This window comes from Devosia sp. (assembly GCF_965229025.1).
Taxonomy (GTDB): Bacteria; Pseudomonadota; Alphaproteobacteria; order Rhizobiales; family Devosiaceae; genus Devosia_A.
This window is the reverse complement of sequence record NZ_OZ245853.1, coordinates 2,899,401-2,913,167: the sequence shown is the minus strand read 5'-3', so window position 1 is coordinate 2,913,167 and position 13,767 is coordinate 2,899,401. Positions and strand designations below refer to the sequence as shown.

Annotated in this window: 8 protein-coding genes; 1 reads left to right on the top strand and 7 read right to left on the bottom strand. The window is 65.7% G+C overall.

Features of this window, described 5'->3' with window-relative positions:
- Window positions 1-11 precede the first annotated feature (11 nt).
- Complete coding sequence (locus tag ACO06J_RS14105; RefSeq protein WP_421761355.1) at window positions 12-1,334, top strand: bifunctional folylpolyglutamate synthase/dihydrofolate synthase; 1,323 nt, start codon at window positions 12-14, stop codon at window positions 1,332-1,334.
- 74 nt (window positions 1,335-1,408) lie between these two features.
- Here the strand turns inward: ACO06J_RS14105 and trxA (ACO06J_RS14100) are convergent, their stop codons facing one another.
- The 7 genes from trxA (ACO06J_RS14100) to ahcY all read right to left on the bottom strand — a co-directional run bounded on the left by trxA (ACO06J_RS14100) (window position 1,409) and on the right by ahcY (window position 13,538).
- On the bottom strand, window positions 1,409-1,732 hold the full coding sequence (gene trxA / locus ACO06J_RS14100) for a thioredoxin (RefSeq protein WP_421761354.1): 324 nt from the start codon (window positions 1,730-1,732) through the stop codon (window positions 1,409-1,411).
- 152 nt (window positions 1,733-1,884) lie between these two features.
- Entirely contained in the window at window positions 1,885-2,208 is a 324-nt protein-coding gene (gene trxA / locus ACO06J_RS14095) for a thioredoxin (RefSeq protein ID WP_421761353.1), read from the bottom strand.
- 78 nt (window positions 2,209-2,286) lie between these two features.
- Window positions 2,287-5,715 (bottom strand): double-strand break repair helicase AddA, encoded by a 3,429-nt coding sequence (addA, locus tag ACO06J_RS14090; RefSeq protein ID WP_421761352.1) that lies wholly within the window; start codon window positions 5,713-5,715, stop codon window positions 2,287-2,289.
- Entirely contained in the window at window positions 5,712-8,738 is a 3,027-nt protein-coding gene (gene addB / locus ACO06J_RS14085) for a double-strand break repair protein AddB (RefSeq protein ID WP_421761351.1), read from the bottom strand. The genes addA and addB overlap by 4 nt, the downstream gene beginning before the upstream one ends.
- Before the next feature lie 41 nt (window positions 8,739-8,779).
- A complete protein-coding gene (gene tsaE, locus ACO06J_RS14080) occupies window positions 8,780-9,229 on the bottom strand; it encodes a tRNA (adenosine(37)-N6)-threonylcarbamoyltransferase complex ATPase subunit type 1 TsaE (RefSeq protein ID WP_421761350.1) in 450 nt (149 codons plus the stop codon).
- Between the two features lie 38 nt (window positions 9,230-9,267).
- On the bottom strand, window positions 9,268-11,739 hold the full coding sequence (locus tag ACO06J_RS14075) for a PAS-domain containing protein (RefSeq protein ID WP_421761349.1): 2,472 nt from the start codon (window positions 11,737-11,739) through the stop codon (window positions 9,268-9,270).
- Window positions 11,740-12,140: 401 nt separating this feature from the next.
- Window positions 12,141-13,538, bottom strand: coding sequence for an adenosylhomocysteinase (gene ahcY / locus ACO06J_RS14070; protein ID WP_421761348.1), 1,398 nt, complete (start codon window positions 13,536-13,538; stop codon window positions 12,141-12,143).
- Between the last annotated feature and the right edge of the window lie 229 nt (window positions 13,539-13,767).

Genomic DNA, 13,767 nt, shown 5'->3' with positions numbered 1-13,767 from the left:
GAAGGCGCGCGATGCTGCTGTTTGAGAATCTCGTTCCCGTGTCCCGCACCGATGCCATCCTGAAGCGCCTCCTGGCGCTCCATCCCAAGCTGATCGACCTCAGCCTGGAGCGCATCGAGCGCCTGCTGGCCCAGATGGGCCACCCCGAAGAGCATATGCCGCCGGTGATCCACGTCGCCGGCACCAATGGCAAGGGCTCGACTATTGCCTATCTCCGCGCCTTTCTCGAAGCCTCGGGCAAGAAGGTGCACGTCCTCACCTCGCCGCACCTGGTGCGCTTCAACGAACGCATCCGTCTCGCCGGCAAACTTGTCTCCTCGCGCCGTCTCAACCAGGCGCTTGAGGCGTGCGAAGCGGCCAATGGCGGCGCGCCGATCACCTTTTTCGAGATCACCACCGCCGCCGCTTTCAAGCTCTTCGCCGAGGTGAAAGCCGATTACCTGCTGCTCGAAACCGGCATGGGCGGCACCTATGACGCGTCCAACGTGGTCAAGCACCCGCTCGGCGTGGTGATCACGCCAGTCGATCTCGACCACCAGGCCTTCCTCGGCAACACCATCGCCGAGATTGCAGTGAGCAAAGCCGGCATCCTCAAGCGCGGCGCCAAAGCCGTCTATGGGCGCCAGCGCGACGAAGGCCGCGCGGTGCTGGTTCGCGCCGCGGCGCGGCTGGGCATCACGCCGCTGGTGATGGGCGAGGATTTCGACGGCCGCGCCGAAGATGGCCGGCTGGTCTATCAGGACGAAGCCGGGCTGCTCGACTTGCCGCCACCTGCGCTGCTCGGCCCGCACCAGTTCGAAAACGCTGCGCTGGCGATCGCCGCCGCCCGCCATTTCGGCCTGCCTGTCAGCGATGCCGATATCGCCAGGGGCCTCCGCACCGTCAACTGGCCGGCGCGGCTGATGCGGCTTGAGGGGACGCTGCCGAGCCTGCTCCCGGCTGGCTCCGAGATCTGGCTCGATGGTGGGCACAACGCCCATGGCGCCGCCGCGCTCGCGGTGGCGCTGCGCGAAATCAACGCCCGCCATCCGCTCCCCATGGTGCTGATCGTCGGCATGATGAACACGCGGCGCCCGGCGGACTTCTTCGCGCCGTTCGCCGGCATGGCAGAAAGGGCCTTCGGCCTCACCATTCCGGGCGAACCCAACGCCCATGATGGGACCGTCATCGTCGCGGGGGCCGAGGCGGCCGGCATTGCCGCCGAGGTTTCGAAATCGATCCTCAACGCCCTCGCCAGCGCTACGTCGCCGGGGCGGCCTGTGCGCGTCGTCTACTGCGGCTCGCTCTACCTCGCGGGCCACGTGCTGCACCAGAACGGCACGCCGCCCACCTGATCCCCCGACTTATCCCCGCCGCCGCCAGCCCTGCTAGACTGGTCGGCAGTCGCGAAGAGGACGCGAAGGTGTTGTCAGGCCGCGAACTGGTCCAGCCATTTGATCAACTGCACGCGCGACTGGCCCGCACCGACCTTGATGTCCGCCGGCTCGCCATCCTTGAACACCATCAGGGTCGGCATGGCGCGCACGTTGTACTTGACCACGGTGGAAGGGTTGCCGTCGACATCGAGCTTGACGATCTTTACCCGTCCGGCGAGCTCGCGGCTCAGGTCTTCAAGGATCGGGTCCATCGCCTTGCACGGCCCGCACCACTCGGCCCAGAAATCCACCAGCACCGGCTCGCTCGAGCGCAGCACTTCGGCATCGAAATTGGCATCGTTCACGTGGGTCGACATGGCGGTTCTCACTCTTTCATCGTTAGTTGACGATGAAGCTAGGCGGAGTCGCAGCCAAAGGGAAGGCACAGGATTGCGCTAGCATGCGCTCAAATGAAAAACGCCGCCGGATGACCCGACGGCGTTTTGAAGTCTCGGAAAGGGTCGCGCCTTCAGGCAGCGTGGCCCTCAAGCCATTTGGAGAGACCGGCCTTGGGCGTGCCCGCACCGATCTTCATGTCGGCGGCTTCGCCGCCCTTGAACAGGATCATCGTCGGGATAGACCGGACGCCGTACTTGACGGTGGTGTTCGGGTTGTCATCGACGTTGAGCTTGACGATCTTCACCTTGCCCTTGAGTTCGGCAGAGAGTTCTTCAAGCACGGGCGAGATGGCGCGACACGGGCCACACCACTCGGCCCAGAAATCGACGAGCACGGGCTCTTTAGAGGACAGGACTTCCTCGCCAAAATTGGCGTCGGAAACGTGGGTTGTCATGAGTTTGCCTTTTGGGTTGAAAGCGGCGGTCTGTGTGATCCAAAAGCTAAGGAGAGTCCAGAGCGACTTCAATGAAAGTCACTTGATGGTGAACCCGCGCACCGCCTCAGTCAAAGCGGAACCAGGTAATTTTAGCAGCGATTCCAAGCTAGTCCAGAGGATTGCGGTTTCCACCTGTCTTTGGGGGAAAAGCTGGCCTGCAACGAGCGCATAGAGGCCCAGTTGCATCAGGTAGGCCGGGCGTACCCCAGCGAGGTCTTTTGCCGGATCGGCGTCCGACTTGAAGTCGACCACCAGCACCTGCCGGTCGGTCACCACCAGTCGGTCGATCCGGCCGGCAAGCCGCACCATCTCGCCACCGCGCCTCGCCTCGGTGAGAAACGGCACCTCGGCCCGGCTGTCGGGGCCGAACAGCGATTGCAGTTCAGGCCGCCCGAGGATCGACAGCGCCTTTTCAGCGACGACCACATGCCGCTCCAGCCGGTCGGGCAGCAGCGCAACCACGGCCTTGTGGGCCACCGCCTCCCGCTGGGCAGTCTCGATGCGGGGTAGATGCTGCAGCAGCGCGTGCAGCGCCAACCCCTCCTGCCGCGCCCCTTCAGCATCGCGCACCGCCTCGGCCGTCGTCTCCAGCACCCGCTCCGGCACTGCGCCCGCACCAGCCAGCGATGGGCGGATCACCGGGATCAGCTTTGGCCGCGGCAGCGGCGGCAATTCAACGGCGGGCATCCGGTCCGGAATAACCGTATCGGCGCTCAGCGCCGCTTTCGCATTCACGCGCTCTGCCGGGTAGAGCAGCGCGGTCTCTTCGCCGGCGCTGTTCTTGAGGCTGACGCTCTTGGGCCGCAACGCCAACTCGATCGCCTCGTACCAGGTGCCGTCGAGCTTGGCCTGCTTGGTCAGCATGCCCGTGACATAGAGCTCGTCCTCGGCGCGGGTCATCGCCACATAGAGCTTCCGCCAATATTCCGCCTGCTGTCGCGCCGCTTCAGCATCGCGGAGCGCCATGGTTTCGGGCACATGGTCAGCCTTGCTCGAGGCATGCAGCAGCAGCGGCCCCGGGGCGCTGACGGGCAGGTACACGGGCCGCGATGTCTGCCGCCCATCCGGCTTGCTCGCCGCATCGGCAAGGATGACGATCGGCGCCTCAAGTCCCTTGGCCCCGTGCACCGTCATCACCCGCACGCCACCGCCGCGCTCATTGAGCTCGCGCTTGATCATCACGTCCCGCGTCCGCATCGCGCCGAGGAACCCCTGCAGCGATGGCTGCGCAGATTGTTCGTGCGCCAGCGCCAGTTCGAGGAACTCGGCGAAGACGTCGTCGACCTCCGGCCCCATCCGCCCGTGGAAGCGCTTGAGCCCGCCCTCCGCCTGCAGCACCTGGGCAAAGAACTCGAACGGCCGCTCGAAATCGAGCCGGCTGCGCCAGCCATGCAACCGCTTATAGGCTGCAGCCGCCAGCGGCGCACTGGAAGCCGCAAGCGCCTGCCACAGCTTGCCCTCCCGGGGCTCCGCCAGGTCGTAGAGCTCATCCTCGCTCAACCCAAACAACGGCGAGCGCAGCAGCGCGGCCAGTTGCAGATCGTCGCCAGTATTGAGCAGCACATCGCCCAGCGCCAACAGGTCCAGCACCGCAACATGCCCCGTCACCGCCAGCCGGTCTGCGCCCGGCGTCTGGAGCTTGAACCGGTGCAGCGCCCGGATGATCTCGTGAAACAGGCTCGATCGCGATTGGACGAGGATCAGCACATCGTCAGCACGGATCGCCCGGCCGCGTGCGCCAAGCGGGCGCCGCTCCCGCACCCAGTTCGCGATCTCGGCCGCAATCCGTTCAGCAACCTGGCGCGCCGCGCTGCGAAGATCGCGCGGCACGTCGAGCGGCCATTGCGCCGGGTCGACCTCATCCTCGGCCTCCCGCACCGGCGGCCAGAGCGTCACCGTGCCACCCTCGTCGCGCCGCGCCGTGGCGTGCTCGATCGTCAGCTCTTCGAGCACCGCCCGCTGCCGCTCCTCGTTGCGGAACACCGCATCGACGGCGCTGAGCACCCCCATAAGGGTGCGGAAGCTGGTCCGCAGCCGCACCTTGGCAAACGGTCGCTGCGCCAGACTTGCCCGCTCACGGTACCGGTCGCCGGAATCGCGGAACAGCTCCGGCTCGGCCCCCTGGAACGAATATATCGACTGCTTGCCATCGCCCACGGCGAACAGGGTGCGCGGCTTCTCTATGCCGCCAACCTCGAAGAACTCCGCCACCAGCGCGTCGATCACCCTCCACTGCTCGGGGTTGGTGTCCTGGCTTTCGTCGACGAGGATATGGGAAAGCCCGCCATCGAGCTTGTAGCGCACCCACGGCCCCTGCGCCGCGTCTTGCAAGAGGCTCGACAGGCGCGCCACCAGATCGTCAAAGTCGAGCAGCGAGCGCGCCCGCTTCTCCGCCTCATAGGCATCGGAGATCGCACCCAGCACATCGAGGAGCGCTTCAGAGCGCTCGATCAGCAGGGCCCGGGCCACCTCGCCGGAAAGCTGGTGCACCCGGTCGCGTTCGGCTTCGAGCCGGGCAAAGAGCGCGGGATGGGCGTCCGCCAGCGCCTTGGTCAAGAGGCTCTTCCGCGGTTCACCCTGGTCGGTGAGGAATGCCGCAACCAGATCGTCCTGCGTCGGGCGGTCGACATTGCCCCGCGCCACCCGGTCGGCAAAACGGTTGCCCTGCGGTTGCCCGCCGGCAAGCTCCATCACGCGCCGCAGGTCGCCCGGCTGCAACAGCGTCTCGGTCTCGATGGTCAACCGGATATGACCCGAACTGGCGCCCTGCTCATAGCGTGCCAGCCGGCGCAGCCGTTGCTTGGCGCCATCGCGATCGGCCAGTACCTGCTTGAGCTTGCGATTCTCGTTGAGCGCCAGCTCGATCGCCGCCGCGATGGCAAAGTCGCTCAGCGTGTCGAACAGCGTTTCGACCGGCCCCGAGAGTGCCGGGTCGCCGTTGATGCCGCGCGCAATGATCCGCTCCCGCGCCTCAAGGATCATCGTCTCGCGCTCGTAGTCATCCACCACCTTGAAGTCGAATGGCACACCCGCCTCGACGGGGAAGCGGTGAAGCACGCTTTCGCAGAAGGCGTGGATGGTTTGGATCTTGAGCCCGCCCGGCGTCTCAAGTGCCGTCGCGAACAGTGTCCGCGCCCTCTCCAGCAGCACCGGGGGCGGCGCACTGTCGAGAAGGTCGAACAACTCCTTGCCGAGGTGCGCATGGTCGGCCAGCGCCCAGTCTGCCAGCCGCGCCGAAACCCGCTGGCGCATCTCTGCCGCCGCGGCCTTGGTGTAGGTGAGGCAGAGGATCTGGTCCGGCTTCACGCCAGCGAGCAGCAGGCGCAGCACCCGGTCGGTCAGGACACGCGTCTTGCCCGAGCCGGCATTGGCCTCCACCCAGATCGAACTCTCGGGGTTGGCAGCCTGCTGCTGCAACTGAATGATCTGTCGCGGCAGCGGATTGTACAGCGGACGCTCGCTCATTCGTCCTCTCCCGCCGCAATCGTCCACTCATCGGTGCGCGCCAGATGGTCATAGTCCCCGCGATAGCGCCGCGCGACGTCAGGCCGGATGCGTGCCGCCATGACGCGTTCATCACTCAGCAGCAGCGCTTCGACATGTCCCTGCAACCGGCGGGAGACCTCTTCGGCCGCTTCGGGGACGCTAAGCCCCTCTCGCGGCTTGAACGGCGAGGCGACCAGCGCTTCCGGTCCCAGTCCGATCTTCACATACGTCAGCGCCGAAGCTGGCGCGGCCATCACTACTGGAAACGCCCCGGCCTCTGCCATGGCCGCTTCGAGCAGCAGTTGCGGCGCCTCGAAGGCCTTCATCGCCTTCGGCGTCGGAATGCTCCCCGTCTTGAAATCGAGGATCTCCAGCGTGCCATCGTGCAACTGGTCGACGCGATCCGCCTTGCCGGTCAAAACGAACCCGCTCGGCAGGGTCCACGACCCCTCCACTTCGGCGAAGCGCGCCGCAACCTGCGGAGAGCGGTTGCGCTCGTAGGCGAGGAATTCCTCTGCAGCCCGCTCGAAGCGCTTCAGCCAGATATCGCGGCGCTCGCCGATGGCATCGAGCCCGCTGAACGCCGTCTCCGCCATGCGCATCAGCGTGTCGTAGGCGTTGCCCGCGCTGAAGTCATAGCCCTGGCTGACGAAGCGGTCGAACACATCATGGATCATCGAGCCCCGCTCGCGCGCATCCGGTGCTTCGCCCAACGGCGGCAGTTTCCTCAGCCCCAGCACATGCTTGGCGTAGACATCGTAGGGCGAACGAAACAGCGTCTCGACCTCTGTGACCGAGAGCTTCTTGGGTCGCTTCTCGACCGGCGGGCGCGGCAGGGGGCGTGTCGCCGGCACCGGTTCGCGCGGCGCCAGATCAACAGCCCGTGCCAGATCGAGGTAGTGCTGGCCACGTGCGGTGATCGTCCGCATAGCGCTCTCCCCAACGAACGCTGCAAGCCGTTGCAGAAATCGCGAGGGCAGGGCGGGCGACGTGCCGCGCCGTTCCGCATAGGCGAGAATAACCTTGGCGTTGCCGATCCCCATCTCGAAGTCGTGCGCCGCTTGCCCTTGCTGCTTTTCTGGTGGCTCAAGCCCCGCGGCCAGCCGCATGCCGCGGCTGAGCCAAGGTCCCGGGTTGGCCGGTTCGGGCCATATATCTTCGTTCAACCCGGCAAGGATCATCAGGTCCGGGTTCATCAGGCGCGCCTCGAGCCGGCCCCAGATCGCGATATCGTCGCGCTTTGGCACCGGGCTCGTCACCTTGCTGCCGCCCATCAAGGCGGCCAGCACGGCATTCAGCGTCGTGGGCGCAAAGCTCGGGCCTTCGTCAGCGAGCGACGCCAGTTCCGCGCTCCAGGCGAGCAACTCGGCCATGCCAGGGGGCAAGGCAGTCGCGCCGCTGACCAGAGCGTTGACCGCCGCTCCAATCGCTACCGCCAGTTCGGCAGCTTGAATCTGCTTGCGCTGCAACAGGGCGCTCAAGGGCGCTATCGCGCCTTCCAGCCGGTCGAGCAACCCGGCAATCGCCTCGCCATCACTGGCGCTGAGCTTGCGCGCCGGCCGCCTGGTGCGACCTTCTACATTGCTGGCCAGCACCGCCCGCAATCCCGAAAGTCCGACCGCCGGCCGCTGCCCACGCAGCAGACCAAGATCGATCAACTGAGCCGTGCGTGCCACTTCGGCTCGCTCGCCGCCAAGGCAGACCGCCCTCATTTGCAGCAGCGCCATGAGGTCGAGCGGAGCGAACTGTGTGACGGCAGCGTTCAACGCCAGCCGCGCCAGGCGCCCCGCAGCCGACTGGAACAGCGGTGTGCCTGCCGCGTCATCCACCTCGATATCGAAGCGCTTGAGCTCCTCCGCAATGCGTCGCGACAGCGTCTGGTCCGCCGACACGATCCCCACCGTCTGCCCATTGGCGAGGCTCTCACGGGCGGCGATCGCGATAGCCCGCGCCTCATCGTCTACCGTACGTGCTGCTAGCACGGTGATCCCGGCTGTCGCTTCTGCGATATGATCGGCCAACTGCGCACGCTCGCCCGACCAGGCGCCGGTCTGCGTCGCCAGCGTCAGTGCCGATCGCACCAGTCGGGTTCGCGACGCAATCGCCGGCGCGAGTTCGCGCACTTCCGACGGGCTGGTGCCCAATCGCCGCACCAGGCTCGCCAGCGCATATTGCGGGTGGCCGTGGGGCTGGTGTGCCGGGTCAATCAATTGCGCAAAGCCCTCTGCGGTGAGGCTCGTATCGAGCCCCGGCAACACCACCGTTCCGCGCGGCAATTCGCATATCGCCGCGAGCAGGTCCGCCGTCGCCGGAATGGAGCCCGTCGAGCCCGCCGCAATGACCGGGCGGTCGCCGTAAAATGCCTTGGCAGCTTTCGCCTGCCGCCGCAGCCTGTCGTTGCGAAGCGACGCTGCATCGGCCTCTTGCCGTGCTGCCAGCATCGCCGGCCATACCTCCACCGCAATCGACAGCAGCTTCTTGGTCTGCTGCCAATTGGCGGCAAGCTCCGGTTTCCCTGTGTCGTCGTCGAGGGCCGAGAGGGTGCTGCCCTCGATGGTCAGGTCATCAAGAACGCTTCCCAGACTGCGGGCAAGGCCCAGAACTTCTGCCGCGCTCGGCGGCGCTGCCAGCACTTCGCTCCCTTCCTCGGTGCGCGCCCAGGCATCGACCAGCCGGGCCAGCGTCAGGGTGCGGGCAAGAGGCGAAACCGGTGTCAGCGGCACCGGCGCATCGAAGGGCGGCAGGAAGGGCTCCTCCTCTGCCTGTTCGCCACCAAAGGTGCGAATATCGGGCAGCAGGGTCGCGCCGCCCAGGCGCTTGGCGAACAGATCCGCAAGGACCAGCCGGGCGCGCCGTGTCGGCAGCACGATGGTGACATCGCTGAGCCAGAACGGCCCGCTCTGTGGCCACCCGCCCAGCAGCGTGCCATCCAGCACGCGATCGCAAAGCGTCGCGAGGAACGGGGTGTCCGGTGCGATAGAAAATAGCGAGTCGCGGCGCATGGCGGCGATATGACCCTCCGCCCTCACCGATGTCCAGCACGCTAGAAGGTGCGTCCGTCCGTAAATGTGATCTCAGCGTGACGTCCTGCGCCGTCGGCCGGAATGGTGAGACGAACAGCCCCCGTCGCCCGCGCCATCACCTCGTGCGACCGCTCCGCCCATTCGACCAGCACGATGGCATCGGGACTATCGAATAGCCCCAGTTCGTCGACATCGCGCTCGCTCGCAATGCGGTAGAGATCGGCGTGAAGAACAGTGCCACGCGGCCACTCATAGGGCTGCACCAGCGCGAAAGTCGGCGACGGCACATCGAGGCTGGCATCGCTCACCAGTGCCCGGATCACCGCCCGTGCCAGTGCGGTCTTGCCCGCGCCGAGGTCGCCCTCAAGCATCACCAGGTCACCCGGCTTCAGCGCCACTGCAAGCTGTTGTCCCAACGCTGCCGTCGCGGCGTCATCGGCAAGAAACAGCGGTGCGAGGGTCGCGCTCATCGTCATCGCATAGCCGAGGCCGTGTCGCGACGCAAAGCCTACTCCGCCGCGCCTGCCATCGCGGCATCGCTCGGCAGGCTGACGATGACGCGGCTGCCGCGCGGTTCGCGCCGTTCGACGCTGATCGTGCCACCATGCAGAGTCACAAACGCCCTTACGATGGCGAGGCCCAACCCGGCACCGCGTTGGCGCGCCGAAGTGCTGGCGCCTTCCGGCCTATCAAGGATCGCAGCCCGCATTTCATCACTCATCGCCGCCCCATCATCCTCAATGGTGAACTGCATCCGCCCGGTGCGGCCCGAAACGATCAGCTTGACCTCGCCGCCCGGCTCCGAGAACCGCGCCGCATTGCTGAGGAGGTTGTAAAGCACCTGCACGATGCGCGTGCCATCCGCGATGAACGGCGGCAGATCGGGTTCGATCACCACCTTGAGGTTGATCGAGCGCTGCCCGTCGATCTCCGGGAACGTCGCGAGGACGCCTGCCCGCGCCTTTTCCACTAGCGCCGCCACATCCTGGTGCTCGGGCCGGAGCTCGGCAATGCCGGCATCCACCGTGGCGAGATCAAGGATGTTGTCGATCAGCACGCCGAGCGTGACGCTCGATGAGCGGATATAGTCGGTGTAGCTGTGCTGCTTCTCGTTCAGCGCTCCGGCTGTGCCCGAAGCAAGCAGATCGGCAAAGCCGATGATGTTGGTGAGCGGCGAACGCAACTCGTACGAAACGTTCTGGACGAACGCGTCCTTCAGCCGGTCGGCGGTCTGCAGCGCGTCGTTCTTTTCCTTGAGCACGCGCTGGTAGTTCGCGCTCTCGGTCACATCGAGGAAGGTCATCATCGTCTGTCCGTCAGGCAGACGGGTGATGGCGAAATCGATCAGCTTGCCGTCGGCGCGGCTGATCCGGCCCTTCTGGTCGGAGCGGGTTGGGTTGAGGTCGATAATGGCGCGCTTCAGGTCGCGCCAGATCGTCGCCGCATCCTCCGGCATCGCCTGGGCTGCCGCCCCGGCGATCTGGTCGATATGCGGGCTCGCGGCGAGGAGGTTGGTGGGGAGCTTCCACATCGTCGAGAGTTTTGGGTTGGAGAGCGTCAGCCGTCCGTTTGTTCCGAACACCGCCACTGCCTCGGAAAGCGCGTTCAGCGTCGAGCGCTGCACGTCGAGCACGGCCTTGTGCTGGCTCTTGAGGTTGAGCTGGTCGGTGATGTCCTCGAACACATAGATCACCCCGCCCTTGGGGCCGGCGGGCGCCGCGATCACCTGCACGGTTCGGCCATCGGGCAGGTGCCAGGGCTCGAGTTCCTTGGGTGCCTTCAGCTGATAGGAGCTGAGGTGCCGGGCACGCCAGCTCTGGTAGTCCGGCTCGTTCGGCAGCTTGCCGTCGGTCCTGAGCCGGTCGAGCACGGCGCGCTCATCCATTCCGAGCCGCAGCCAGTCGGGGTCGAGACCCCAGAGCGTGCAATAGGCGCGGTTGAACTGCACCAGTTCGCGCGCGGCATTGAAGATGGCGATCGGCGTTGCCAGCGCATCGATGATGGCCGAGAGGTGGTTGAGCCCGCTGTCGCGCGCCGGGGCTTCGGTCTTGGGCTGGAGGTAGCCGGCCGAGCCGCCGCTGATGGGGAAATCCACCACTTCGAAATTGCCAGCGTCGCCGAGCGTCACCAGCGTCGTCTGCGGGCGGCGCGCATCGCCGAGGATGGCGCGGTTGCGCTGCAGCAGACCGAAATCGAGCAGTTCCGCCGGCTGGCTTTCGCTGCTCTTGCGCCCAAGCACCCGCGCCAGGTCGTGATAGGCGGCATTGGCGAAGACCAGCTTGCCCGATTGATCGCGGAGGAACGCCGGTTTGCCGAGGCTGCCGAGCACGGTGCGGGCCGTCGCATTGTCGTTGATGGGAGCGGGCGGCTGGGCGGCAGGGGCAGTGACGGCGAGTTCAGTGCCCGGCTGGTTCATCGCCGGGCGGAGCCTCAGGGCCGCGCCGTTGCCGACGAGGGCACCGGAGGCGCGGACAACGCGGCCGTCGCGCGCCTTGAGCGTCACTTCGAAACTGCGGCCGCCGACGCGGAGGCCTTCGATGGCTTTTGCCAGCGCATCGGCGTCAGTGTCAGTGAGCCAGGTGGCAAAATCCAGCACCGCTTCGGTGCGGCGACCGGGGGGGAGCAGTGCGCTGGCCTGGCCGAGGAAGCGTGGGCCATTGGCGTGATCGGTCCACAGCACGACGATTTCGCGGGAGCCTGAGAGGAGGCCTTCGTACTCATCAACGAGAGCGCGGAGGCCTGCGATCTGTTCGGCAGACTTGAGCTGGGCGGCTTTGGTGTCGCGGAGCTTGCGGCGCATCAGCGCCGTGGCAAGGAGCGCGCAGCCGGCGGCGCCGAGCGCCACGGCCAGGGGCGCTGCGCCTGCCGTCATGTTGACGGCGACGCCCTGCGCCAGGGCCGGTGAGGCGGAAAGAAGGGTGACCAGACTGGCACCCAGTCCCACGAATCCCCGATCGTTCCGGATACGCTCCGGCCCCATGCATTGCCCCTATACCGATTTGCGGCCGTTCGATCTCCGCGAAATCGCGGAGACGCGCCAACGCCTTACTCACTGACGCGCCGAGCCCCCAATTGGATCGTCACGTGCCCGCCTGGCTCAAAACCCGTAACCAGCGAATCACCAGACCATACCGGGCGTGGAATCGCGCAAAAAGAGTCAAATTGTATGTGTAGGGCAGGGATGACATGCACAAAGGGAGTTGACCCGAGTCCGAACAGTGAACAATTGGTTAACGCGCCGCCGCTTCGCAGTGCTTTCCCCTGAAATGCAGATCGCCCGCACGGGGCGGGCGATGAGATTGGTGGTGAGGGTAGGCCCCTCATCCGGCCTGTCGGCCACCTTCTCCCGGAGGGGAGAAGGGATTGCCGCGAGTTTCGCGATCAATACCGGTACTGACCCGACTTGAACGGGCCTTCGGTGGGAACGCCGATGTATTCCGCCTGGGGCTTGGAGAGCTTCGTCAGCTTGGCGCCGAGCTTGGCCAAATGCAGTTCCGCGACCTTCTCGTCGAGGTGCTTGGGCAAAACGTGCACTTCCGGAGCAAGGCCCTTGCCGTTGGTCCAGAGTTCGATCTGCGCCAGCGTCTGGTTGGCGAACGAGGCGCTCATCACAAAGCTCGGGTGACCCGTGGCATTGCCGAGATTGACCAGCCGGCCTTCCGAGAGCAGCACGATGCGACGGCCCGGCTGCAGCTCGACGATATCGACCTGAGGTTTGACGTTGATCCACTTGTAGTTGCGGAGCTCCGCCACCTGAATCTCGTTGTCGAAGTGGCCGATATTGCACACGATCGCCATGTCCTTGAGGTTGCGGATATCGTCGAGCGTGACGACGTCCTTGTTCCCCGTGGCGGTGACGACGATATCGGCGCGCGGTGCGGCGTCGGCGAGCGTCACCACTTCATAGCCATCCATGGCCGCCTGCAGCGCGCAGATCGGATCAACTTCGGTGACGAGGACGCGTGCCCCGGCGCCGCGCAGCGACAGCGCCGAGCCCTTGCCCACATCGCCATAGCCGCAAACGATGGCGACCTTGCCCGCCAGCATCACGTCGGTGCCGCGGCGGATGGCGTCTACCAGCGATTCCCGCGTGCCGTACTTGTTGTCGAACTTCGATTTGGTGACCGAGTCGTTGACGTTGATGGCAGGGAAGGGCAACTCGCCCTTCTGCTGCAGCTGGTAAAGCCGCATCACGCCCGTGGTGGTCTCTTCCGACACGCCGCGGATATTGGCGCGGATGGTCGAGTAAAATTTCGGGTCGGTCTTGAGGCGCTTTTTGATCAGCGCATAGAAGATCTCTTCTTCTTCCGAATGCGGATTATCGAGCACCGAGATATCGGTCTCGGCCTTGGCGCCGGTGAGCACCAGCATGGTGGCGTCGCCGCCATCATCGAGGATCATGTTGGGGGTCTGGCCACCCGGCCATTCCATCATGCGGTCGGTATAATCCCAGTATTCCTCGAGCGATTCACCCTTCTTGGCAAAGACCGGGATGCCGGCGGCGGCGATGGCGGCGGCGGCGTGATCCTGGGTCGAGAAGATGTTGCAGCTGACCCAGCGCACATCGGCGCCAAGCGCCACGAGCGTTTCGATCAGCACGGCGGTCTGGATCGTCATGTGGAGCGAGCCGGCAATGCGGGCGCCCTTCAGCGGCTGGGCCGCGGCATATTCCTCGCGGATCGCCATCAGGCCGGGCATTTCGATCTCGGCCATGCCGATTTCCTTGCGGCCATAATCGGCGAGACCAATGTCCCGAACCACGTAGTCGTTGCTGGCCATGGGCCTGTCTCCGTTCATCCTGCTGTTGCCCGCCTTATACTGAAGCCGGGCCGTTCGATCAATTGAGATATAAAGAAAGCTTTATATCCGATGAATGAAGCGTAACCGAACGCGCCCGACTGGCTCGCGCCATCGAGGTTTTCAGGGGATGAGCGGGGTCCGGCGAGGCTCAGGCCACGCGGGTGGACGGCAGTAAAAAAGGCCGTCGCCTCGCCGGAACCGCCGGAAC